General features: G+C 48.5%; 14 protein-coding genes. 5 read left to right on the top strand and 9 right to left on the bottom strand.

From position 1 onward, the window contains the following. Positions 1-37: 37 nt before the first annotated feature. The 4 genes from A3193_RS03550 to A3193_RS03570 all read right to left on the bottom strand — a co-directional run bounded on the left by A3193_RS03550 (position 38) and on the right by A3193_RS03570 (position 6,875). Complete coding sequence (locus A3193_RS03550) at positions 38-2,365, bottom strand: ATP-binding protein (protein ID WP_069014093.1); 2,328 nt, start codon at positions 2,363-2,365, stop codon at positions 38-40. Next, the gene (locus tag A3193_RS03555) at positions 2,362-2,916 is read right to left on the bottom strand and encodes a TOL_0243 family YfiR-like periplasmic protein (protein ID WP_141694627.1); all 555 of its coding nucleotides are present in this window, start codon (positions 2,914-2,916) and stop codon (positions 2,362-2,364) included. Before A3193_RS03555 ends, A3193_RS03550 begins: the two co-directional genes overlap by 4 nt. Before the next feature lie 309 nt (positions 2,917-3,225). Further along, positions 3,226-5,277 carry a TonB-dependent receptor plug domain-containing protein gene (locus A3193_RS03560; RefSeq protein WP_162272512.1) on the bottom strand — a complete coding sequence of 684 codons (2,052 nt, stop codon included), beginning with the start codon at positions 5,275-5,277 and terminating at the stop codon, positions 3,226-3,228. Between the two features lie 422 nt (positions 5,278-5,699). Next, positions 5,700-6,875 carry a YbfB/YjiJ family MFS transporter gene (locus A3193_RS03570; RefSeq protein ID WP_069014096.1) on the bottom strand — a complete coding sequence of 392 codons (1,176 nt, stop codon included), beginning with the start codon at positions 6,873-6,875 and terminating at the stop codon, positions 5,700-5,702. 103 nt (positions 6,876-6,978) lie between these two features. Here A3193_RS03570 and A3193_RS03575 point away from each other — a divergent pair, with 103 nt between their 5' ends. The 3 genes from A3193_RS03575 (at position 6,979) to A3193_RS03585 (ending at position 9,937) form a co-directional block, all read left to right on the top strand. Then, on the top strand, positions 6,979-7,851 hold the full coding sequence (locus A3193_RS03575; protein ID WP_305781998.1) for a LysR substrate-binding domain-containing protein: 873 nt from the start codon (positions 6,979-6,981) through the stop codon (positions 7,849-7,851). 136 nt (positions 7,852-7,987) lie between these two features. Continuing rightward, complete coding sequence (locus A3193_RS03580; protein WP_083218545.1) at positions 7,988-9,136, top strand: DUF3754 domain-containing protein; 1,149 nt, start codon at positions 7,988-7,990, stop codon at positions 9,134-9,136. Between the two features lie 141 nt (positions 9,137-9,277). Then, positions 9,278-9,937 (top strand): rhodanese-like domain-containing protein, encoded by a 660-nt coding sequence (locus A3193_RS03585; protein ID WP_071932387.1) that lies wholly within the window; start codon positions 9,278-9,280, stop codon positions 9,935-9,937. Positions 9,938-10,217: 280 nt separating this feature from the next. On the opposite strand, the gene A3193_RS03595 is transcribed toward A3193_RS03585, so the two are convergent. Together A3193_RS03595 and A3193_RS03600 are read right to left on the bottom strand one after the other, a co-directional pair. After that, on the bottom strand, positions 10,218-11,153 hold the full coding sequence (locus A3193_RS03595) for an aldo/keto reductase (RefSeq protein WP_069014698.1): 936 nt from the start codon (positions 11,151-11,153) through the stop codon (positions 10,218-10,220). A gap of 1 nt (position 11,154) precedes the next feature. After that, the gene (locus tag A3193_RS03600; RefSeq protein WP_069014099.1) at positions 11,155-12,489 is read right to left on the bottom strand and encodes an NTP/NDP exchange transporter; all 1,335 of its coding nucleotides are present in this window, start codon (positions 12,487-12,489) and stop codon (positions 11,155-11,157) included. 1,036 nt (positions 12,490-13,525) lie between these two features. On the opposite strand from A3193_RS03600, the gene A3193_RS03605 reads away from it, so the two are divergent. Next, positions 13,526-16,174 carry a PKD domain-containing protein gene (locus A3193_RS03605; protein ID WP_162273727.1) on the top strand — a complete coding sequence of 883 codons (2,649 nt, stop codon included), beginning with the start codon at positions 13,526-13,528 and terminating at the stop codon, positions 16,172-16,174. 470 nt (positions 16,175-16,644) lie between these two features. Here A3193_RS03605 and A3193_RS03610 read toward each other — a convergent pair whose 3' ends face one another. Then, a complete protein-coding gene (locus A3193_RS03610) occupies positions 16,645-17,121 on the bottom strand; it encodes a DsrE family protein (protein ID WP_069004800.1) in 477 nt (158 codons plus the stop codon). Between the two features lie 894 nt (positions 17,122-18,015). Here A3193_RS03610 and A3193_RS03615 point away from each other — a divergent pair. Next, positions 18,016-21,477 (top strand): choice-of-anchor D domain-containing protein, encoded by a 3,462-nt coding sequence (locus A3193_RS03615; RefSeq protein ID WP_069014101.1) that lies wholly within the window; start codon positions 18,016-18,018, stop codon positions 21,475-21,477. Between the two features lie 116 nt (positions 21,478-21,593). On the opposite strand, the gene A3193_RS03620 is transcribed toward A3193_RS03615, so the two are convergent. Both A3193_RS03620 and A3193_RS03625 read right to left on the bottom strand, forming a co-directional pair. Further along, positions 21,594-22,910 carry a c-type cytochrome gene (locus tag A3193_RS03620; RefSeq protein WP_069014102.1) on the bottom strand — a complete coding sequence of 439 codons (1,317 nt, stop codon included), beginning with the start codon at positions 22,908-22,910 and terminating at the stop codon, positions 21,594-21,596. A gap of 319 nt (positions 22,911-23,229) precedes the next feature. Continuing rightward, positions 23,230-24,201, bottom strand: coding sequence for a dienelactone hydrolase family protein (locus A3193_RS03625; protein ID WP_083218270.1), 972 nt, complete (start codon positions 24,199-24,201; stop codon positions 23,230-23,232). Between the last annotated feature and the right edge of the window lie 28 nt (positions 24,202-24,229).

Here is a 24,229-nt window from a genome sequence, read left to right on the forward strand (position 1 = left end):
GGAGTCCGCTATGAGGCGGGCTTGGTACGGCTCTCTCTCAGACTTTGAAATGATTTACAAAATTCTCGACATGAGCCAATAGCTCCAACAGCTCATCGTCAATCAGTGCTTCCGGTTGATTTTCTCGTTTCATGATCGACTTCAGGTACATTGCTTTGGCATGGATCGATGTGGCTCCGCTATTGCTCGCAGATCCGGCCAATTTGTGCACCGCCTGATAGAGAGCGGACTTATCCTTTTTCAGCGAAGCCTGCCGGATGTCGCTGGATATTTCCGGCAGCATGGCTAAAAAATCTTTCAGAATCAGACGAGCAGTCTGTTCGTTCCCAGCCACACTTGCCAGGGCTGTATCACGGTCATAAATGTGATTGCCCGCTTGTGGACTATGGCTCCATTGGCCGTTTGAGTTTTGATAGTTAATTTTTTTACACCATTTTGCGATGATGCCGTATAACTGCTCAGGCAGGTAGGGTTTTGGTAGAAGGTCATTCATTCCCGCATCGGTCACCTCCTTGCGTTTTTCAGGCAGTACATGGGCGGTAACTGCAATGATCGGTATGTTTTCCGTGGCTGAGTTAGGCTGTCTCAACTGTATGGCCGCGTCGATACCGCTCATAATGGGCATCTCGAGATCCATCAGAATCAGATCGAAATTGATTTCAGAGATTTTCTCCATTGCCTCGATGGCACTGTATACGGCCACCACTTCCGCACCTTCGTTGAGCAGTAGTGTCTTGGCCAGCATCAGATTGACATTACTATCGTCTACGACCAGGATCCTCATATCATTGAGCAGTGAACCGTGAGGCTCCAATGATTGAGCTTTCACATCATCTGAGTGATCGATGACTGATATATCCTTCATCTTCTCTTTCTGAGGAAGCGATAGGTAGATGGTGATGGTGAACTCTGATCCCTTGTCGGGAGCACTCTTGAGAGAAATACTGCCGCCCATCAGATGGACCAGGCGCTTGGCAATAACCAGACCCAAACCGGTACCTCCATAGTGTCGGGTCAATGAACCGTCGGCTTGCTGAAACGGTTTAAAAAGTTGCTCTTGCTGATCCTGTGCAATACCGATTCCGGTATCACGGATTTTGATGGCGAGGGCAATTCTGTCGTTTTTTTGCCGCTGTTTCTCAATGTTGATGGTAACCTGACCCTGGTCGGTAAACTTGATGGCATTACCGATCAGGTTGATTAAAATCTGTCTTAAACGTGTTGAATCGCCATACAGAACGGGGGGGATGTCATGGGCCACATAGGTGACCAGTTTCAGTCCCTTCTCCAGTGCTTTGGGAGTGAATAACACCTGGACGCTTTTGATCATCGATTCCAGTACAAAATTACTGTTCTCCAGCTTTATCTTGCCGGCTTCCATTTTTGAGAAGTCAAGAATGTCATCAATGATGTCAAGCAGGGAGTTTGCGGAGCTGGTGATAATACGCAGATAGTCCGCTTGTTGATCATCCAGTTCAGTTTTCTCTAGCAAGTGAGCAAAGCCGATGACACCGCTCATTGGGGTGCGAATTTCGTGGCTCATGGTCGCCAGAAAATCACTTTTTGCCTGACTTGCAGCCTCTGCACCTTCTTTTGCCCATTCCAACTCCTGAGTGCGTTCTGCCACCACTTGTTCCAGGTCCTGTTGGTATGCGTTCAAGTCCCGGTCATATTGCTCGATTTTATTCAGCATGATGTTGAACTCGTCGACCAGTGTACCCAACTCATCATTACTGACCCGTATCGCACGGCGGCTGAAATCGTGATCAGCTGTGATTGCTTCTATGGTGGTTAACAGTTGTTTGACTGGAGCAGAGACGATTTTTTGAAATCGACTTGAGAGCAGTACTGCAAAAAGCATGGAGATAATGAAAACACCAAGTATCAGGAGTGCCTGTTGAATCAATACTGAACGGGCATTACTCATATCACCAACGATAACGAAATAGCCGATCAGCTCATCATCAAGAACAATTGGTTCTTCGACTTCTATCAACCCAAAGGGCAGAAAAGAGCTATTGGGAGCATCGGTCTGCTGTTTCTCAGGAGTATTTGATCTGCTCAGGTATTCTGCAAAAGCCTTTCGATTCAGATTAAGTATTTTTGCGCTGACAACATCGCTTTGTGTGGCAAGGGTTGAGAGAATATCTTCGGCAGCCTGATCGTCACGAAAAGTGATAGCTGCGCTACTGTTGGCACCTAAGACCCTGGCCAGTGTGTGTAGCCGCGAAACTGTTTCATCGCGTGTTGAGGTGATTTCCAAAACCATAAATAGAAACAGGCTGAGCAATAGTACAGAGGCTGCAGTGGCCAGAATAATGGCTTCAATTTTTTGCTTGATAGAAGCATTGCGCAGTAGGTTCATTGCTCAGCCTCATCATTGATAATTGTAGCTAGATCAAGTAGTCGTGAACTGAGCCTTAAGCCGGATGATTGCGTGTTGTTGAGATTGATGATGAAACGAAGTTTATCCCGATCCTGTGTCAGTTCGATCATTCCGCCATATTGACTGAATCGGTCCATTTCACTGATTGTTAAAACTGGTTTCATCTTGATCGACTGCAAGACTTCCTGAATGCGGCTTTGTGTTGATTCTGCAAGATAGAGTACATGGCAGATACTCAGGTCTGATTCATCATTGACCTTAACAATCTTGATTGGTTTTCCTCGTAGCACCCGGCCGGCCAGTTTCGGCAGGTTGTTGGTTAAATTGTCTTCGCCGATCGAGCATATTGTTAAGGCATCCTGTACGGTTTTTGATTGATTCTCAGGCCAACGGGTGAATTTTGCAAAATTGTAGATAAATACTGTTTTTAATAGAGCTGCCTCCAGCTCAGAGTCCTGGGCAGCAGAGGTTGTCATTGCGAACAATGAAAACATCACCATAGTTATGAAGGTCAACAGCCTTGTTGCCACGATTTCAATCCACTTTAAAGCGCTATTCGTTATTTAGTTGCTAGCGACCATCTCAGAATCAAAACTCGGTCATTACTTTTATGTGCTTTGTAAAAGGTGAGTGAAACAGATTGCAAAATGGAGGCTGGTTTGACAGATGGTCGTTTCGTGATACAGATTTAACGACTGCGCCTCCAGTGAATAAGTTTAGCCTCACTCTTTGTGGGTCATTCGTAAGGTTTGCACTGGCTTTTGCCTTGGATTTGTGAGTTTTGTTCATTGTGTGGTTTAACTCTTTTATTTGGCTATTGTTGAATGTCGCTTGTAGGATCAGTTGTTGAATCTGTATCTGATCTCTGCGTAAAAATTTCTTTCCGGTAGAGGTAGGCCTTCAGGAATGTTCGGACTGGTGTACTCTCTTGCATCTTCATCGAAAAGATTTCGAATTGAAGTGGCAAACTCCCAGTTCTTACCCGGAAAGTATCTGAATGTTGTGTCGACAATCAGGTAGTCATCAAGTGTGGATCGGCTGTCGTTTGCTCTCCGTTCGCGTTCGCCGATCCAGTTGAACTGAAGATTCCAGTTCCAGTGATCAAGAAAAAACCAATCGCCTCGTAGATAGGCATCCTGCTCCGGTTGATCGAACGCACGAAAAGCACTGTCGTCCTGATCCCGAAAGGTGTAGTTACCGGATAGCCTCAGGTTGTCTGTCAGTTGCCATTTGGCTTCCAGCTCAATGCCATGAATGGTGTGCTCACCGATATTGGTAAAGGTACCGACTGTATCCCCCGGTTCTTTTACATCGTCAATCAGATCAGTCTGCTGGTAGCGGAACAGATTCAACGCCAAATTCAGATTCGAATAGAGTCTGTAAGAGAAAGCCAGTTCCCAGGTCTCAGAGCGTTCAGGCTTTAACTCTGGATTGGGTAGGGCATTAGAGGTACTGGCATAGAGCTCCTGAAATGATGGGGGGCGGAATGCTCGACCATAAAAGAGTTTGGCTGTCAGCCGATCAGTGCTTTGCCAGACCAGGCCAAGACGTGGATTGAAAGTGTTACCGAAGTCTGAGTAGTGATCATACCTGGCTCCGGCAGTCAGTTCCCAGTCAGTAGCCAGTTGCCAGATGTCCTGGGCGAAAACATAATAGATCTTACGTCTCTTTTCCGGTGAAAATGCGTAAGGTGTATCGCTGAGGTCAACCAGTCCACTACCAAGTGGGATTTCATTACCATCAGCCCCGGATCCGGAGTTGACGTACTGCTCTACCCGATAGAGATCCTGCCAGATGTAACCGGTCCCCAGGCGAATGGATTGCCCCTGAAATCCACGATAGAGGCCACTGGCTTCTGCGGAGATTCTGCGCTCAGCTGAACGCATCTGGTTGATTATTCCGGATGTGTTTGCTTCTGACAGGGCGCCCGGGGGGCGTTCCTGGAAGCCGTCACCGGAAGAGTAACTGTAGTCCTGAAAACGTAATTCTGCATCGACAATCCAGTGTGGGTGGAGTTGACTGTCATTGTAAAAGAGGTCTGCGTTGATCCGTTTGTCATCGGCTTTGGTGATTGGGTCCAGCACACCAAGTCCGGTCATGCCGGTTTCGATTTCGTTATGCTTGGCATAGTCAAGATTCAGTCGCCAGTTTGAGTATGCAGCGGAAAAACGGATCTCTTCACTCTTCCAACCATATTGGGCCTTATCCGGTGCGAGTGAGGCATTGGTATCAGATCGACTGTCTGAGATCGATTGGGCATCAGTATTGATCTGGGGGTCGTGACCGTCGGTATTGTAAAAATCCATAGTCAACCCGATATCAAAACCATTCAGAGTGTCACCATATTGCATCCAACCGTTATCCGTATCAAAACTGCCACTACGCACACCAACTTCGTTATGGCTGACCTTGCCGGCTGCTTTGGTAATGACATTAATCACACCAGCCGAGGCGTCGGCACCAAACAGAGCAGAGCCAGGGCCACGAATAATCTCAATACGGTCGATACTGCTGATTGGCATGCCTTTCCAGAAGAAACCAAAGCCCCACAACAGATCACGCATTGAGACTCCGTTGACCATTAACAGAGTCTGGGTGGCTGTGGCGCCTCTTATCTGTATCAGTGGGCGAAAACCAAACTGATTGGCTCTGATGTGAATACCCGGAACACTCTCAAGAATGTCGACAAGATTTGTCGCTCCGGTTGCCTTAATATCCTCTTCGGTAATCACGGTTACTGCAGAGGGAGCCTTCGCGAGTGTCTGCTTTGTATCGGTAGAGATCGTAACTTCCAGTTCCATCAACTCTTCCAGACTGAGGGAGAGAAAATGGTCAAGTTTCTCATCATGTACGGCGTGAACCTGCGGTCCAAACAGTAGCAAGAGTGACAATAAAAAATTGTTTTTATTGAACATTATTCAACGGCGCTTTTTTTAGACCAGCAATGCTGGTTCATATCAGAGCCGGTCTGATGGAATTGATAAATGGAGTGATAAAATGTCATCAATTTCAGGAGAATGGTAACTCGCATCTGTTTTTTATTGATAATTGATAACTTCTGGGTCAGGTCTGCAATTCGCCAACAAGCTGAATCAGCATTTTGCATCGGTGCACCCGATAAAATGAATTCAGATAATTTACTGACTACAGTAATTGTAATTCAAAAAGAACAAAAGAGATAAAAGAGATAAAAGAGATAAAAGAGATAAAAGAGAGTGGGAATTAATTGATCGATTGCAGTGGGGAGTGGGAGAGGTGCTATTGGGATTTGGATTAATATGAAAATCTTTCGTTCAGTTTATGAATATATATCCTAGCTCTGGTTGGGCTGTTCGATACGCTTCAAATACCATAATAGGATTGTGCCTATGACCATCATCCCGGCTGCCAAGTAGAGTCCGTGGTGGTAGTTGCCGCTATAAGCTGCAACAGCACCCGTCACCGCAGGGGCCAGGATTTGGGCGATGCCGTAAGCTACGGTCATTTTCCCCATCATTTTTGCGGGTCGGGTTGGGTAGTAACGGCCTGCCATTGTGAGTACAAGGCTGACAATGCCGATGAAGGTGGCTCCGAATAAAACCGCACCCAGCATGGCGAGGAGCAGATCAGCCTTAACAACCGGTAGCAGAATACCGATGATTTGTAAGATTGACGCGATGATCAAAGCATTCAGGTAGCCGGTTTTACGTGCGATCAGGTCCCACAAGATACAAGCCGGTGTTGCCGCCAGGCCGAGCAAGAGAAATGTCCAGGCGCCCTGGCCCTGGAGGCCGGGCAGTCGATCGACAATGGCCACAATGAATGTGGCGCTGACAACATATCCCACACCGGCGCAGAAATAGACCACCATAAAAAGACGTAGAAACAGTGGGCTTGGTGGATTGTCAGTCATGGTCTGTCCACTCTGGGTCACACTCTGGGTTTCAGGGCGAGGCAGCCAACGCCAGGCGGGGAAGATCAGGATCAATCCGAGCAGAGTCAGTAATTGCCACTGCTGGCTCCAATCCAGATGTGACTTCATGACTTCAACCAGTGCTGCACAGATTGCGATTCCTGCCCCAAGACCGCTGAAATGGATACCCAGTTCACTGCGATGGTCATGACGTATCAGCCAATTGAGAATCAGTCCCGATCCCAGTAAAAGTCCTGCGGCACTGCTTAGGCCGGCAAAAAATCGTAACAGGGACCAGATCCAGAAGTTCTCCGTCATTCCCATGCCGATTGTGGTTACCACCGCGACGATCAATCCAATCCGGTATAACCGGTCCTTAATCATGAGGTCGCTGATCAGGGCCGCGGTAATCGCGCCGGACAGGTAGCCGATGTAGTTGATCGAGGCAAGCCAGCCCGCTTCCGAGATACCAAGTCCGGCTTGTAACTGCATGATGGGAAGTAGGGGCGTATAGGCAAATCGGGCGATACCCAGGGTGAGGATCAGGCTGAGAATGCCGGCTACCAGTATCTTCAGTCGCTCTCTATTTTGATTCATCGGTCGCCCTTGAGTTTGATGGTCAAAACTTACATACTTCTATGTATCAAATAAAGCGAATATTACAGAAGAATTCATTCTGAATTGGAGAATGGTTGTGGAGTTGAATTCACTCTTAACATTCAAGGCGGTGGTGGAGGAGGGGGGAATACTCTCAGCCTCCAGAAAGCTGAATACAGTTCAGTCCAATGTGACCAGCAGGATCAAAAGGCTCGAACAGGAGCTGAATTCAGAGCTCTTCTATCGCAAGGGGCGAGGTCTGGCCTTGGCGCCCGCCGGTCATGTGTTGTATGAGTATGCATGCCAGATTCTGCAACTGGAGAATCAGGCGGGTATGGCGGTTCGGCAGGTTGGCGAGCAATCCGGTGAACTACGCATCGGCGCCATGGAGACCTTTGCTTCCCTGCGCCTGGCGCCTGCATTGAAAAGATTAAAAGCCTGTCACAAAGGGGTGGAGCTGAGAGTTGTGACCGATACTTCATCCGCACTGGTTGAGCGGGTATTGAATCATAAACTGGAGTGTGCTTTTGTAGCCGGCAGGGTGGATCAGGAGGAGTTATTGGTCTGTGACATCGGTCGTGAAGAGCTGGTCCTGGTTCGGGCCAGAGGAAGCGACTGCCAATCCCAGCTTATCCTGTTTCGTGAAGGCTGTGCCTATCGGGCCCGGGCACTGGCCTGGCACAGAGAGTGTGGTCAGCAGGTCAGCGAGGTTATGGAACTGGGAACCCTGGACGGCATACTCGGATGTGTCTCGGTCGGTCTGGGTTGTACCTTGATGCCTGCCTGGGTGGTTGCACAGAGTCGTTATGCTGATGAGCTGGCGATAGAGCAGATTCCACCACACCTGTCGATGGTGCCAACCGTAATGATCCGGCATAAACAGGGGGTGCCGATGAAAGCGTTGGAGACACTGGCCCAGGCAGTCATCGAGTCAGCAGAAAATGACAATCGGGCTTCTGAGTTGAAAACGGCGTGATCAATTCAACCGGGAACCTTAGGACACCGGATAGACAAGCCACAACTCGAACCAGACGGCCACAGCCCCAATGAGTATCAATAACAGGGGCAATAAGCCCTGATCCGTCAATATCATAAAAACGGTTACTGACCTGATGGAAAACCCCAAAAGTATTGCTCAATTCGATCACTTCATACCTGTTAGTACGTCCCGATTGGTTAGCGCCTTGGTCAGGGCGGGTCTGTCCACTGAACAAGTCAGGGTTGTGCATAAGATCAGACGACTGATTACCCTGCAATTCTCTGATCGATTGATAAAGTTGAAGCAGCTCTATCAACCCTTCAATCCTGACCGTGAACTATTGGCTGAGGATGATGAATCGATTCAATCTGCAGATGCAATCCAACAGATAAAGCAACTGTTGCATGAGGCAAATTATAGTGAACTCACTCGACAGCAGATTGAGTACGCATTGGAGCAAACCTCTCCCTACGGTCTGGATGTAAAGATCGATTTTGATCAATTTACAGATGTTTCTCTGTTTTATCGTGCAAAAAGCCAACGTACCGTGATGGTTCGGAACTGGAAGACCTTGTTCATCAAGAAACGGAGTGTCAATCTGATCGCATATCAGAGAATCTGCTTGCTGCTTCACTATCCAAAACAACACCACAAGTCAGGAATTCATATCAAGTTGTTCAAAGATATTTTAAGGCCTGATCTCGAAATGCTTTTTCCTGACTGTAAAATAAGAATGAAAACCATTGATAAGATAAAGCTTGCGGTTACCGGTGGTGGTGGTACGGCTGGTGGCTTGGTGGCTACCATTGGCAAATTAACTGCTGCAGTTTCACCTCTGGCGATCATTATGGCTGTCGCAGGTTTCGCGGCATTACTGTGGCGTCAAATCAACAAAGTGTTTGTGCAGCGAACCCGGTATATGGCCTCCCTGGCACAGAATCTCTACTTCAATAATCTTGATAACAACATGGGGGCAATCACCTATCTGATCGATCAGGCACGACAGGAAGAGATCAAAGAGACGCTGCTTGCCTATGGCCTGATCAACCTGCAAAAGATCAATAATAGTATGGAGCTTGATTCGGCTTGTGAAACCTGGTTGATGGAACAGTTTGATTGCACAATCGACTTTGATATCGAGGATGGGCTGAAAAAACTTGTTGATTACAAACTTATCGAACAGCAAAACGAACCATTGAGTTGCCAGTCTGCGGAAACCTTGTGTGAATTATTGGATCATCAATGGCAGGAGTATATGGAGCTGCCAGAGAGTCGGATCTGATTGCCGTTTTTCAAAAATCCATACCTTTCAAGGGTTGGTAACAACTGTCCGGATAAGATATAAAAAATCAACTGGTAGCAACTGCCGATCTATTCGAATCAGCAACAAACACCTTATATGGCTTTAAAGATGGAATACAGGATGAACTCTAAACTGATTGTCTTAACTCTCTTGGGAATGCTTTTTTTTACACTGACAGCTCAGGGGCTGGAGGTAAACATAACACCGCAGATTGACGAATTTGAGGTCAATCATCAGGGTAAGATGATCACCATCCGTCGTAATCAGGATACCGAGGCAATGCTGGAGTTTGATTTCGCACGGACCTCAAGACCCTGTCCGCCATTTTGTGCCCAGCCAATGAAGGTTGCGGATGGGATTGAAACCATTGGTGAAGTTGAACTGATCGCATTTTTACAGAGTCAGCTTGCAGAGCAGCAAGGCCTGCTGATCGATGCCAGGACAGAAGATTGGCATGAGCGCGGGACCATCCCCGGTTCGATCAATATTCCATTTACTCATCTTAACCCTGAGCAGGGTGCAGACGAGATAACCCTTGAGGAATCTTTACAACGTTTAGGGGCTCGGCTTGTTGAAGGGGTATGGGACTTCAGTCAGGCAAAGCAGCTGGTTTTTTGGTGTAATGGTCCCTGGTGTGGTCAGTCTCCTACCGCAATCCGGGGCTTGATAGGCGTCGGTTATCCCAAGCAGAAATTGCTCTACTACCGGGGAGGGATGCAGTTGTGGCGGATATTCGGTCTGCCAGTAGTCTCTCCAGATGGCGTCTTACTCGATGAATGATCATACAGGTTGACTCTATCATGCGGCTCGGAAGGCCGATTCCTGAGTCCGGCTTTTCTGGACTGAACTGCTGGCTGGTCCAGTTTCCAGATACTCAAATGTATATCGGTCTCTATCTGCGTTTCGTAAGGACCTATACCTACATCATGGAATTTATCCATAAGGCTTCCTATGCTGACCGATGGAATCCATGGAAGGTCTCCAGAGTTGTAAAAAAAGATCATTTATAGTCAAACTGTTGTTGTTCCTGCAAAAGCTTATCAAAAGTCATATCCTGTTTTTAGATCTGCTTGAAATATTGCGCCATCTTCAGCCGTGTCTTTGCATCGGGAAGGGCTCCGTGACAGGCGCCCATGTTGTCCACCATATGGTGGGTTTTACTGGTAGCGGGAATCGCACAAGTGACTGCTGGATGGGATACGGTATATTTAAGAAAAAACTGTCCCCAGCTATGGCAATCGAACTCCTTGGCCCACTCCGGCAGACGTTTGCCTTTGCTCTTTCTGAAGAGACTGCCCCGGGCAAAGGGGCGATTGACGATCACCGCAATGCCTCGCTCCCTGGCCAGCGGCAACAGACGTTGTTCCACTTCCCGGTCAACAATGTTATAGCTCAGCTGTACGAAGTCGAAAGCATGTTGCTTAAGCGCCTGGTAGAGTTCATCGTGGTCCCGTCCATGGGAGGTGGTAATACCGATGTAGCGAATCTTATCTGCCGCTTTCATCGCCTTTAATGTCTCCAGGTGGACCTGCCAGTCCACCAGATTGTGAATCTGCATCAGATCAAATCCTGGCACTCCCCAAAGTTGACGGGAGTTCTCCATCTGTCTGATGCCTGACTCTTTGCCACTGGTCCACACTTTTGTGGCAGAGAACAGTTCGCTCTTTTTCGTTTCTGTTTTCAGTAGTTGACCGAGTACCTCTTCAGAGCTGCCATACATGGGAGAGGAGTCGATCATGGTGCCTCCATTGGAGAAAAACAGCTTCAACACCTTGGCAAGGTTTTGCAGCTGTTTTGGATCGCCTGAAGAATCGAATGTGCGGGAGGTTCCCATACCGATTACCGGTAACAGTTCACCGCTGGCGGGGATCGCTTTCTTAATGATTGTCGCCGGTTCGGCAAACAGTCTGGTTGGGGGAAGGATCATTAATCCGCCGATACCTGCCATGGTTTTCAGTACTCTACGTCTATCAAAGTGGATATCGGTTTTTTTCATTTCACTCATCTCCATTCAGTGTATTGGTTTGAGCTGCAATCCGGTTCTGCTTCTGACCCAGCCTGAACGCCACCCAGGCCCAGATCAGAGCGATCGGTGTAGCGATCCAGGCAATCGTCGAGAGATTCATGCCAAGGCTGCGGAAGCCGGTATAGATCCAGGAGCTGACAGCATCCCCTCCACGATAGACAACAGTATCGATGAAATTCTTCGCCTTATATTTCTCTTCCCGACTGAGCACCACATAGAGCATCTCCCTGGATGGTCTCATCACAGCGTAATTGCCTGCACGTCTCAACACCTGGACTGTGATCAATACAGGCAGTACTGGGAACAGTGCTAATGCTATGAAACCGATTGTGAGTAACAGCGGGATCAACGCCAATACCAGGGCCAAACCCATCCCTTTGATCAGGCGGGCGGTTATAAAGGCTTGAATTACCAGGGTAAGTCCATTCACGGCCAGATCGATGGTGGCGAACAGGGCGGTCCGTGCCTCGGAATCTGCAACCGCCAGTTTAATAATCTGTGCCTGTTGAAAATAGAGAAATGTGGAGAGCAGGGTGAACAGAAGCATCAAAACGCAGATTCCCATCAGGTAGGGGGAGCGAAATACCAGCAGGATGCCGTCCCAAATGCTTCCGCCAATCGGCCTCTCAATATCCTCAATCGCTTGTTTACAATCCTTTTTTCCCCCGGATTTCTTTGACTGCCACTGGATCAATTGATGTATGCACAAAACAGACAGACATAGCAATCCGGCAGAAATCAACAGCATCTGGCTGGTTCCCAACTGCTGCACGAGTGTTGCCGTCAATAACGGGCCGGTCAGCGCCCCCAGGGTCCCACCGGTGGCAATCAGCCCGAACAGGCGCTTGGCCTGTTGGTTTTGGTAAAGGTCTGTCATGAAGCTCCAAAACACTGAGACGACAAACAGATTGAATACACTCAACCAAATAAAGAAGCCACGAGCGGTATAAATCAGTGAATACTCGGATTCGAAGGCCAGATAGAAAAGTATCAGATTGAATATGAAGAAGAGATAGACGAAGGGCAGAAACTGCTTGCGCTGTAATCGGGAGGTTATAAAACCGAATAGGGGTACCACCAACAGCATGGCAACGAAGGTACCCGTAAACAACCATTGCAGTTGGTCAACACCTGCGACGATACCCATTTCATCACGAATCGGCCGAAGAACATAGTAGCTGCTTAGTAGAGAAAAGAAGTACAAAAATGACCAAAAAACGGCACGACCTTCACCCGAATGAACAGATGCCAGGTGTTGTAGCATTGTTTCCCATACAAGGGTAATGGACTTCGTGTCACGTTTCATCTGTAGTTAACGGTTACAAATGCAGAGGAGCTCGATGGCCTTAAGACATTTATATTACGTATGATCAACTTTTGACTGCTCGGATAGTCATGGCTCATGTGCTCGATTTCCAAAATTCCGATAACCGATGGGAAGGGAATAGAGAATTATTTTGAAGTTGACACGAAATCGAAAGCCGCAGAATTTGCCAAAGGGATTAAGTAGAAACCAGTAATGATCATTCATCTCTCGGTTCGGTTGAAGCACTCAATCGTGATCGGGCATTCATATGTCGAAGATGACAACGCTTGATCTATCGCAATCTACATTTTGTTAAATAATAGTCTTTTTATCAGTGAGTTCCACATTGTGCGCACACGAGTGGATTGATTGTTTCGTAGTTTTATGTGAAGTGTCGGGTGCTTGCCACAGAAGTCAGGGTTAAAGGTGGCCAAGTCCTTTGAGGAATTTCAACCTGTATCGATTAACCTCGCTCAGGAGCAGGCATGATCTCAAGCGGATTCGATTGCTGGCAATATTCGATCTATTCCTGGCCTTTGAACAGCCAGTCTCAGCAGAGAAATTAAACGTGTTTTATACGTTTTCAGGGAGAGTGGGTATGCCCAGTCGGCTTGTTTTAGACAGAGGTTACGGCGTCAGGTGCTTCTTTAGTCGGTGGTCGGTCGTAGAAATAGTAACTGATTGATTTTTGATGTATTAGAGCTGTTTCGGCCAAGAAGCGGGTTTAATTATGATCTAAATCAATACTTTATAAAATCGGCTTTAAAGTCGATCAAGTCAAAATGACGGCAAAATATTTACCCTGAATTATTTGTGATCTTTATCCCAAAATTGGATTTCCAATAGATACTAATAAAGTGATGGATGGATTACCTCACAGATTTTATCTGTTCATAGAAGTAGCATTTTCCCATACCAGTACATCATTGAGATTCTCAATTAAATACTGAGTGGTCATGCAAATGACCAATGGCATAAGTGTTTCAGGACAACCGATGTTGCCCGTATTTATACTGAAATGGTTGGGATGAGAACTATGAACAGATTGTCTTTCCAGATGTTGTCACTAGTGGTTTTGGTTTTACTATCAAACAGTGTGGCTATTGGCGCAGACTTTAAAATCGAGAAGGCGCTATGGAAAGCAGAAAAGTCTGTGCTGGTCGTCAAGGCCACTGCCGACAAAGGGCAGAGATTACGCATTGAAAATGCCTATGACTCAGCTCAGGTGTTAAAAGAGTCCAAGTTGAGAAAGGAGACTCTTACTGCCAGGCTTCGCTCACCGGAACAACTTCCCTGTCGTATCCGGGTTGTGAATTTGACGACGGGTCGTGAGGTGGAGAAGGATGTCATGAGCAGTGAGACAAAACAGACTCCAGAAGGTTGCTATCCAACCAGTGACTCTGAACCAGCTGTCAACAAAGCACCTGTCGCAAATGCAGGTGTTGATCAGCAGAAACAGTTGCAAACAGGCCAAACCAGCTTGACAGTTACCCTCGATGGAAGTCGTTCAAGCGATCCGGACGGTACGGTTGCCGAGTATATCTGGTCAGGTTCACCTGATCCTGCCGATATTGTCTCCCCCTCAATTACTCTGGGTGAAGGTTCTCATAAGCTCAGCTTGATCGTGGTAGATGATGAAGGTGAATCAAGTGCATCTGATAGCGTGCTGATCACTGTTGAAGCAGTAGCTACAGAACCACCTCCGGTTAATGAAGCGCCTGTTGCCGATGCCGGAGCAAATCAGAATCATCAACTCAGTGTTGGACAGACCAGCCTGACTGTAACCCTGGATGGCAGTGGTTCTGCAGATCCGGACGGCTCTGTTGCCAGTTACCAATGGGATGGTATACCGAATCCAGAAGATACAGTTCTATCTGACGTAGCACTCACCGAAGGCAGCTACGAATTCACCCTGATGGTATCTGATGATCAAGGTGAAATGAGTGTTTCCGACAGTGTATGGATTACGGTAAATGCAGCATCCACAGAACCGCCACAGACGGCTGCAGAGGCCCATGCCAGTATCGTTGTCTATGAAGGTCCCTCAACCTGCATCAGCTGCCATGAAGACCAGGCAGAGGCCATGCACGGTTCGGTGCACTATCAACAGTCCGGGTACACCCTAAACCTGACCAATGATATGACACCATTCAGCAGCAGCGGTTTACCCCGTGCCGGTGAGCGTGGTGATGGCGCTATCGGCATCAACACCTACTGTGGTTCCCATTTGAATTCACCCCGGTTTACCTGTGCGGGCTGTCATGTGGGCAACGGACGTTTCCCCGACTCCGAGCTGCCTCTTGATGAGACAGCGCGTCAGGCTGAACTGAGTAATATCGACTGCCTGATGTGCCATCAGGATAGCTATAAGCGCTTCCCAACCGGTGAGTTCGAACCTCTGGAAATCGTCGAAATGGGTGCAGACGGTAAACCCGATCCAAACCTGCCTCCGATTGTCAGAACCGGTTCTCAGGGTATTCCTGTGGTTGATCCGGTCAGCCTTGATTTCGAGTTCGAGCCGGCCGATGCCAACAGTACCCTGGTGGATCTGGGTGGATCTCCGATGATGCAGGATCGTGTGTCTGCAGCACAATCAGTACACGCGACCACCAGAAAGTCATGCCTCAACTGTCATGCCAAAGCGGGTGGCGGAGACGGCACCAAACGTGGTGATTTGTCATCCGCTCTGATCGATCCCGCTCCAAGCATTGACATCCATATGAGTTCAGGCGGTGAGAACCTCTCATGTGCCGATTGTCATGACGCAGGCGGTCATCGTGTGAAAGGTCGTGGTCTTGATCTAAGACCGAATGATGTTGCTGAGCACTTTACCTGCGAAAGCTGCCACGATCAGCCTCACGGCGACTACAGCAACCGTAATGGCAGCAGTCGTGATAAGCATGCCACCCGGGTTGCCTGTCAGACCTGCCATATTCCGACCTATGCCAAGGGAGTGCCTACTGAAACCAATCGTGATTGGGAAGATCCGCACTTTTCAGCAGCAGCCTGTAACGGTCGCGGTGGCTGGTTGCCAAGAGAGGATAAGGCATTGAACCTGACACCGACCTACCACTGGTTCGATGGCACCAGTCAGGTCTATGTGCTGGGTGAAGATCTGGCGGACTACCCGGTAACTGTGCTGGAAGACGGTAGTGATGCGATCACCCTTGGCCAACCCAATGGTTGGGTCAACACACAGAATGCCAAGATCTATCCTATGAAGGAGCATACCTCGAAGTCTGCCGTGCATGATGCAAGCAACAGTCTGATTGCACATTCTACCTTTGAGTTCTTCCGCACCGGCAGTTTTGATACTGCGGTTCAGAGTGCACTGGAACAGACCGGTAGATCTGGCGACAGCTATAGTGTGAAAACTGTGCATACCTTCCAAACCCTCAACCATGGTGTGGAAGACTCCTCTGCAGCGTTGGAGTGCGGTGCCTGTCATGCAAGCCTGAGTGGTGGACCATTACGCATGGATCTGGCGAATGACCTGGGTTACGGCATGAAAGGCAATGAAGCCGAGGTTTGTACCCAGTGTCACGAGAACAAAGGCGGCATGAGCTTCACCAAGGTGCATGAAAAGCATGTGAAGGATAAGGGCATTGATTGCTCAACCTGCCATGAGTTCAGCAGACCCGAGCGTGGTTTGAATGCAAATGTTGCCCAATTCGTAGAGGACTAAAAAGGAGATGGCTTAACAGCAGGGACGCTGAATAGAACTCAATACAAAACCCATCCTGTTATCAGGGTGGGTTTTTTTTGGACTACAGTTCTTGGGAAACATGAAATCTATATCATCAGTAGCATAATTAAATGGATGCCGCTCACCATATTAGCATGCTACTGAACAAGAAAAATCAGTCCACTAATGAATGGTAATAAGCGTCGCAAATTGTATTGAGTGTTTGGAGTTGGACAGGACACATGCAGCAACATAAGCTCTGGTTTTTTGCACTCATTGGAGGTGCTTGGCGTCTATTTTTATCTTGATTCAATGGCTCCAGACCGATCTGTATCAGTAAAGCCATGAGCCTTTAATCGCGTTCATTCGCGGACTTAAATCATAAACACAATCCGCTACAGGCTCCCAACACAGAATCCATCTCCACAATAGAGCAGGAATATCAGATCACTGGTCACTGGGATTGCAGGTCAATCGTAGTCCGGTCCTTGCAGCACAACCAACACAAAGCCAAGATTCTGGTAGTCACGTATTTGTGCCGGGCCGGATGGTGAAACGTCGATATAGTCCGGAAAATCCTCTGGAGTATATCCATCCCAACTGGCATGGGTGCCACAGACATGCAAATCGATCTCATCGGACCGTAGTTGACGGGCATCTTGATGAATTGAAGCCAGCAGACCATCGGCTTCGTCCGATAACAAGGCAAATTGTTCCCTGCCATGAGTGACCACGGCAATCGCCAGATCAGGAAAACGCTCCCGTAAACGGGCACTGAGTTTTACTATTTTGGGCAGTGCCCAGCCCAGGGCATCATCATCATCCTCAAGAATCTCAAAGACCACTCCGGCCGGTTCTTCCTTGGCCTGCAGAAGACGCTTGATCTCGGCATCGGCCAACAGTGGGTTGGTGAAGCAGAACATAAGTATGAGGGCGAAAAAACGCATCAGAAAATCCTATTAAGTTATGATCACGACTTACTTGGTCGTCAGGTTAGTGGCATCTGAGTTGATAGACATTGGTCACTGCATCAAGTTTCAAAAAACACCATTAGCAATGACAGGCTCTTAAATCGATGGTGACATGAAAAAATTTATCATAGGGTGAATCAGGATTGATATGGTTGATGGGTGCTTGATACAGTCCAATGGGAGAGCAGGGATAGTATCGATTACCAAATGATGTGATGAACTATCGGTCCGGTCGTCAATTGGGATGTTTTTGAGATGAATCCCGATGGCCAGATATCCTCGAAAATATCGATAGTAATAGAGCCTGTTGGATTAGTGTTAGCAGGCCCTAAGTGATCGCACACGCCAATCCGGTCGATGAATATTCTGTAAAAAGGGTAACTGAGTCACTCCAGTTTCGATCTTCTCCATAACCGATTTTCGACCCAATTGCACGGTAACATTCACTTTGAAAGAGTATTTTCGTCCCTCTACACTGGGATTTACATTCCCATGCATGTTCTCCCAAGTTATTGGGGGGGCCGATGCCTCTGATGGCTCATCGGGAAAGGATTTTCAACCTCAGTTTTGCATAAGCTGTGGGGTATCTTAGGACCGGCAAAGGAGCAAGCCAGTGAACTCAGCATCCATCTCAAATCGGTCTCTACAGGGATTGGACCAGGTCCAGGTGTGCTGTTGTTACATGACTCAACTGTTCGGATATCGTCCCGCATCGCCTCCAAGGGCGGGTTGTCACCCGCTTGAGAAGCAATAGTTGTCTGAGAGTCGAGAAAGCTGACGACCAACAGTTTATTTGTGAGGGAAGTTGGAAGGATGCCTGTTGCACAGGATTTCCAGCAGTTTTGATTGTTCTAATAACGGAGGAGAGCGATGAAACACCGCCTCGAAGCAGAACTTAACGCCACCACCACCCGGGATGATGACGGCACCATCCGGGCAATCACATTCACTGAAAACGGCTCGGCAACCCAAGGCACCGCCACGGCAAAGTCTCATCTACGGCGGCTGGCGGACAAATTTGATCTTGATATGAGTGAGCTCGGTGAGCTCGATCGTAACGCGAACCATGTCGAGCCAAAAAAATCGGGACCATCGTTTCATCTTGCTGACAAAAAGAGCTTCTTCGATACCACCACCTATGTCTATGACCAGACCTACCTCGATACCCCGGTCTGGGGGGCGGGGATTTCAGTAACCCTGAACGATGAAACCGGTCGTATTCTCTCAATCGTCAACACAAGCAAGGTGGGAATTGATGCTGAGCTTCCAGCAGCACGTGACATCAACCGCTACCGTAAACTTTTTTGCGCGGGTGAGTCGGGCCCAGCTGCAGAGGAGAGTCGATCAAAACAGGCGATTAACGCTGCAACATCACAGCTCACAGAGATTCTCGGTTCAAGTCTCGAGGGATCGGGTAAAGGCAAACAGCGAGCGACTCCTGAACTGATATCCGGGCGATTCTATGTGCATCAGCTCGACCGTGCACGACGACAGCATGACCTTCCGCAGCGATCTGAAAAACAGCAGGAGTATCCGGCTGAAGCACATGAGCATGAAGATTTGCCAACCCTGCCGCTTGCTGCCCTGTCAGATTCGTTGCAGGATGGCAGCTGGCACCTCGTTGCTGAACTCATCATTCGGCTTCCCTACCAGGGGCATAAAATGAACTGGCGGTTGTTGGTCAGTGTTTCGGCAGACGAGATTCTCTATCTGCGTGCGCTGACTTCCCATGTCAACGGTTTGGTCTTTACCTATGATCCGATCATATCAACCGGGGATACGGCAAACGATGCGAGTCAAACAAACGCTGTGCTCAATCCCCTACGTGACGATGTGGAGTTGCTCGGGCTTGATCCCGCCGTAGCAGGAACACAATCTCTCAGCGGCGAATATGTCCAGGTGACGAATGTGCATAATCCCAATATCGCACCACCGACACAGCCTGAAGGTGTGGATTTCGATTACGAAGTGCGCACCGATGAGTTTCTCGCCGTCAATGCCTACTATCACAACGACCGTTTTTTTCGTTTGGTTGAAGCATTGGGTTTTCCCCTGGATAGCTATTTCGATGGCACGAATTTTCCGATCGATGTTGACCACAGAGGATTCGGTGGCAGTAACAACGGCCACTGTATCGGTGACGGTGATGGAATCGACCATACCTGTTACGGTCGCATCGACAACACCGGCGGAACCCCAACCGGTAACGCTTCCGACTGGTATCTGGTGCTGCACGAACTTGGTGGACATGGCATCCTCTACGATCACGTGAACAGCGCCAACTTCGGTTTTGCCCACAGTGCCGGTGACAGCTTCGGTATGATTCTGAACGATCCCTATTCCGGATGGCACAATGGGGGTAACAATGATCGTTTTCTGCTCTGGCCCTATTCTGCTCTCGGACGACGCTCAGACCGTGATCCTGCTGCCGGCTGGGGCTGGGGTGGCACCAATGACATCGGTAGTTACTCGTCAGAACAGATCCTCTCAACGACCCTGTTCCGTGCCTACCGCAGCATGGGTGGCGATTCAACAGACCTGACACGCCGTGAATTCTCGGCTCATTTCATGTGCTATTTAATGCTCCGTGCCGTCAGTACTCTGTCACCTGCGACCAATCCCAACTCCCCGGCTGGTTTCCTTGATGCGCTGTTGACCGCCGATGCTGGTGACTGGACCACCCGCGGACTCTCGGGTGGCGCCTATGCGAAGGTTCTGGAATGGTCATTCGAGATGCAGGATCTGAATGACGGTAATCCACCACTCGTGGATGTCTATATCGATGATGGACGTGGTGGTGAGTATGCGTATCTGGCCGATCACCGTGCCACCACAACCATCTGGAACCGGCATCAGCCCGATGGGGGAGGCACCCATGAGGAACCGGTGTTGGGCACCAATTACGCCTATGTGAGAGTCAAAAACCGTGGCAGTTCGACTGCCGATCATGTCAACGTCCGGGGTTTCCACTGCAAGCCGATGGCGGGGCACCTTTGGCCGACAGATTTCAAAACCATGGAGACCACGGAGATCGGCGCTGCTTCGATCCAACCGAACAATGGAGAAGAGATTGTCGTCGGTCCCTTTGAGTGGATTCCGAATCCGAATGAAGAGGGTGAAGACAGTATGATGATGGTGGTTTCGGCTGAAGGTGATGATGATCATGCTGACAAATACCATGCAGATCGCACCATCGAGGATTGGCGCCTCGTACCCAACGACAATAATATTGCGATCCGCAGCGTGCAACTGCGACCAAGACTGGTCACTGTATTACCCGATAACGGTGCTTTCATGAACGTATGCATTGGGCGTTCGAAAGATATGATGCTGACCCTATCCAACAGCGGGTTTGGTATGCTATCGATTACCAACATCGTCTCGAATTCAGGTGAATTCATAGCACCGGGTGTCGGCTCCTACCCGATTGTGATCGCTTCTGGTGACAGTATCGATGTTCCGATACGCTTCCAGCCCACATCCTTCGGTAACAAGACGGCCCTGATACGAGTCTTCTCTAACGATCCCGATGGAATCCGTGTGCTGAATGTCTCTGGTAAATCCGCGCCACCTCGCCTGGTCTCGGTGATTGCCAATAATGGAGACTTTGGCAACACCTGTGTCGGTGATTTCACCGACCGGATGTTGACCCTCTCCAACAGCGGCCACTGTTCACTGACCATCCAAAGTATCGACTCATCAAGTGGCGACTTTGTTGTGCCAAGCGTGTTGAGCTTTCCGGTGATGATCGGTGCGGGTGACTCTATCCAGGTTCCGATTCGATTCCAGCCTAACGATTTCGGCTCGAAAGCGGGTACTCTCAAGATCAAAAGTGATGATCCGCATGGCACGAAGACAATCCGTGTCAGTGGTAAGGCGCCGTCGGGGCGTCTCGCGATCAGTGGGTCGACCTGTATTGGTGGTGTCAAGGCCTGTTGTGTCGGTGAACGGACATTGACCCTGGCGAACTTGGGCCACTGCCCGTTACATGTATCGCATGTCGATCTGGTCAGACAGAGTAAATACTGGAAGCTGATCAACAATCCGTTTCCGGCGACACTCCAACCAGGTGCAAGTCTCGATCTACTCATACGCTACAAAGCTGAAGAGAAGTGTCCTCGAGCACAAGGGATCGTGATCAAGAGCGATGATCCGAAAAATTCAAAACTGACTCTGGACCTGCTTGCCTACACGGTTTGGGAAAAGATCTCGACCAAGGAGTGTGGTGAATGCGGTTGCAATGAGAGTTGCTGTGATCGCGGATGTACACCGCAAAGCATCGATGCCTGCTGTTTCGATGAGGAGTGTACAGAGAAACCTGAAGACGGTTAATGCAAACTGCGGGGGCCGTATTCGTACGGTTCCCGCCAGCAATCATAAAAAGTAGCGCATCCACTCTGTATGTTTCATTGACTGTTCCTGCAACAACCCCCTGGTACGGTAATCATCTATTGGTTTTTCAGATAATCGATTAAAGCTGCACGTTTTTCACCATCCGGGATTTTCTGCAGTGGCATTTTGGAGCCGGGAACCACGTGATTGGGTCCTTTAACAAACAGCTCATCCATGGTCTGTTCTGTCCAAACCAGATCGGATTGGATTAAACCCTGTGAATAGGGGTATTCAGCGAGTGTGCCTGCCTTCCGACCCATGATTTTATACAGGGATGGTCCAGCACGATTGGTCACTTCGGGATTGAGACTGTGACAGACACTGCATTTCCGCGCAAACTGCAACTCACCAAGGGGCACTCCAGTGGTTACCTGAAAACGTCTCTGTTGATGGTGCTTACCCCAGTCCGTACTATCGGTGTCCGATATCTTCCAGAATTTAACCTCATCATCAAGAGAGCCAAAATAGATACCCTTGCCATCAGCGGTAAAAGCCAGAGCCCATACCGGTCCGGGTATGCCTGATGTTTCACCGATCACTGACCACTCCTGGGTGTCCCATACTCTGATCACGCCATCGATGCCGCCACTGGCAATCAGACCATGTTTGTCCGATACCGCGAGTCCCATCACGGGTTTTTCATGGGGTATGAGTACCTTGGAGATGGTGGTGGACGTTACATCGAGTAGCTGCACATCACCATTACTCGTACCGAACAGAATCTTATCCGAATACCAACGCATGATGTTGATTGGCCAGTCGTGGTCATGAAGAATTTTGATGAAATCACCGGTCTTTGTATCCCAGCTTCTAACTTTTCCATCATAACCACCCGAATAGACGGTTTGTCCATCATGTGATAAGAGTACAGCGTGCATGGTTTGTTGATGCACCTTGATCTCATGCAGAGGTTGTCTGGATGCCAGATCCCACAGACGAACAGTGCCATCCCAACTTGCCGATGCCAGCATTTTTCCATCCACTGTGATATCGACAGAAACCACTTTGGCCTGGTGTCCGACAAACCGGTGTAACAACTTTTGTTGTTTTACATCCCATAGATAGATTGTGCCGTCATCTCCACTGGAGACAGCCTCAACCCCTGAGGGCAGAAAGCGAACCTCACTCACGGCACCCCGGTGTTCCAGGAAACGTTTTGTACTCTTAGGCTGAGGGTTATCAAGATCCCACAACATGACGGTGTAGTCGAGACTGCCGGAGATGGCCTGTTTGCCGTCGGGACTGATCGAAACGCAATTGACCGGACCTCCATGACCACTGAGCTGCTTGTTGGGTTCAGGAGATTCAGCACCTGTTGACGAAATATGACTGAACAACAGGAAAGCAAAAAAAACATTTTTTAAAGCTTTCATTTGTATTTCCTTTTATATCGGCAAACTGCGAACAAAAAGGCGTGGAAAGGGAATGATAAACCGAAATCTGCCTATTGCTACAAGCAATGCTCTACCAATGGCTGATATTTTAATTGCAATGCAATTGAACTTTGTTTGCTACGTATGTGATTTAAATGAACTATTTTGTTGAACAAAAAATCCCATCAAAAAATTAATGGATTGCCGCAGCCTATGGATCTAAACTTGTTTGGAACGTAAATATCAGAACTCTCACCTGATGATCCGCCGCCTATCTGTTATATCGGCAACACTATTTTCGATGCTCAATTGGGTCAAACTACGGTTTTTTCCACCTCTCCAGGTGTTGTTTCATAAAGGAGGCGCTACGCAGTGTTGCGTCTTTTGTTGCCAGCTCATCGGCAAAAGTGCGTACATGCCCGGGTCGAAAATCGAAACCGCGCCCAACACCTGGATAGGTGATCAGGCGTACATCTTTACCTGCCTGCTTCATAGACAAGACTGCAGTTTCGATAGAGCGTCGACGCTGATACTGTTCATACTCACCAATTATGATCATTGTCGGGATATGTAGACTGTCCGCTTCGATAGCATAGCGGTATACCTGCATCGGCTCCTCTGCATTGGGATTCTGCCAATGTGGGTAAAAGGAGAGATAGCAGGCCACTTCTGTATCTTGCCGCTTGAACTTAACAGCTACCTGAAGGGTGTAATAGCCTCCACGGGTGTGTGAATATAGACAGATTTTTGAGGTGGAAACATCGGCATGTGCCAGCAGATAATCGACCGCGGCATTGGTATCGCTCTCTGTTTCAGGTAGATGTTCAATGGGTAGTTTATCAATGAATCTGGCCGAATAGATATCGGGGGCCAAAACAACAAATCCCCTCGCTGCCATTCTTCTGGGCAGACGCTGAACCAGCTCATCCAAACCTCGCCTGCCATGTTGGAAAAGGACACCTGGATATTTGCCGGATTTTTTGGGTCTGTAGACTATTGCTGGTATTTCTGTGTTATCCAATGGATTCACGAAGCTGACTCTTTGCTCGGTCACTTCATGGGTGGTTGGATTATCTACTACCCCATGTTCATACCATGCCTCGTCCCACCAAAATTTTTCCGATAGTGATTTGGTATTTACCGGTGCTTCAAGGTTACGACCGACAACAGTGTCAGATGCGGTTAAAGCGGTACTGCTTTTAGAGTGATTTTCACCTTGTATGCTTGCCGGCAGGATAAGCGTCAAAAGGGACAGGCAGCAAATAAAGAAAGGAGCTTTGATGACTCTCATTGCCATCTCCAACAATGTTTGTTTCGAT

The organism is Candidatus Thiodiazotropha endoloripes (assembly GCF_001708965.1).
Taxonomy (GTDB): domain Bacteria; phylum Pseudomonadota; class Gammaproteobacteria; order Chromatiales; family Chromatiaceae; genus Thiodiazotropha; species Thiodiazotropha endoloripes.

Excerpts from the sequence above, each read along its gene's own strand:
- A3193_RS03550 (WP_069014093.1), bottom strand. The coding sequence starts at position 2,365 with ATGAACCTACTGCGCAATGCTTCTATCAAGCAAAAAATTGAAGCCATT.
- A3193_RS03570 (WP_069014096.1), bottom strand. The coding sequence starts at position 6,875 with ATGAATCAAAATAGAGAGCGACTGAAGATACTGGTAGCCGGCATTCTC.
- A3193_RS03580 (WP_083218545.1), top strand. The coding sequence starts at position 7,988 with ATGGAAAACCCCAAAAGTATTGCTCAATTCGATCACTTCATACCTGTT.
- A3193_RS03585 (WP_071932387.1), top strand. The coding sequence starts at position 9,278 with ATGAACTCTAAACTGATTGTCTTAACTCTCTTGGGAATGCTTTTTTTT.
- A3193_RS03595 (WP_069014698.1), bottom strand. The coding sequence starts at position 11,153 with ATGAAAAAAACCGATATCCACTTTGATAGACGTAGAGTACTGAAAACC.
- A3193_RS03600 (WP_069014099.1), bottom strand. The coding sequence starts at position 12,489 with ATGAAACGTGACACGAAGTCCATTACCCTTGTATGGGAAACAATGCTA.
- A3193_RS03605 (WP_162273727.1), top strand. The coding sequence starts at position 13,526 with ATGAACAGATTGTCTTTCCAGATGTTGTCACTAGTGGTTTTGGTTTTA.
- A3193_RS03610 (WP_069004800.1), bottom strand. The coding sequence starts at position 17,121 with ATGCGTTTTTTCGCCCTCATACTTATGTTCTGCTTCACCAACCCACTG.
- A3193_RS03615 (WP_069014101.1), top strand. The coding sequence starts at position 18,016 with ATGAAACACCGCCTCGAAGCAGAACTTAACGCCACCACCACCCGGGAT.
- A3193_RS03620 (WP_069014102.1), bottom strand. The coding sequence starts at position 22,910 with ATGAAAGCTTTAAAAAATGTTTTTTTTGCTTTCCTGTTGTTCAGTCAT.
- A3193_RS03625 (WP_083218270.1), bottom strand. The coding sequence starts at position 24,201 with ATGAGAGTCATCAAAGCTCCTTTCTTTATTTGCTGCCTGTCCCTTTTG.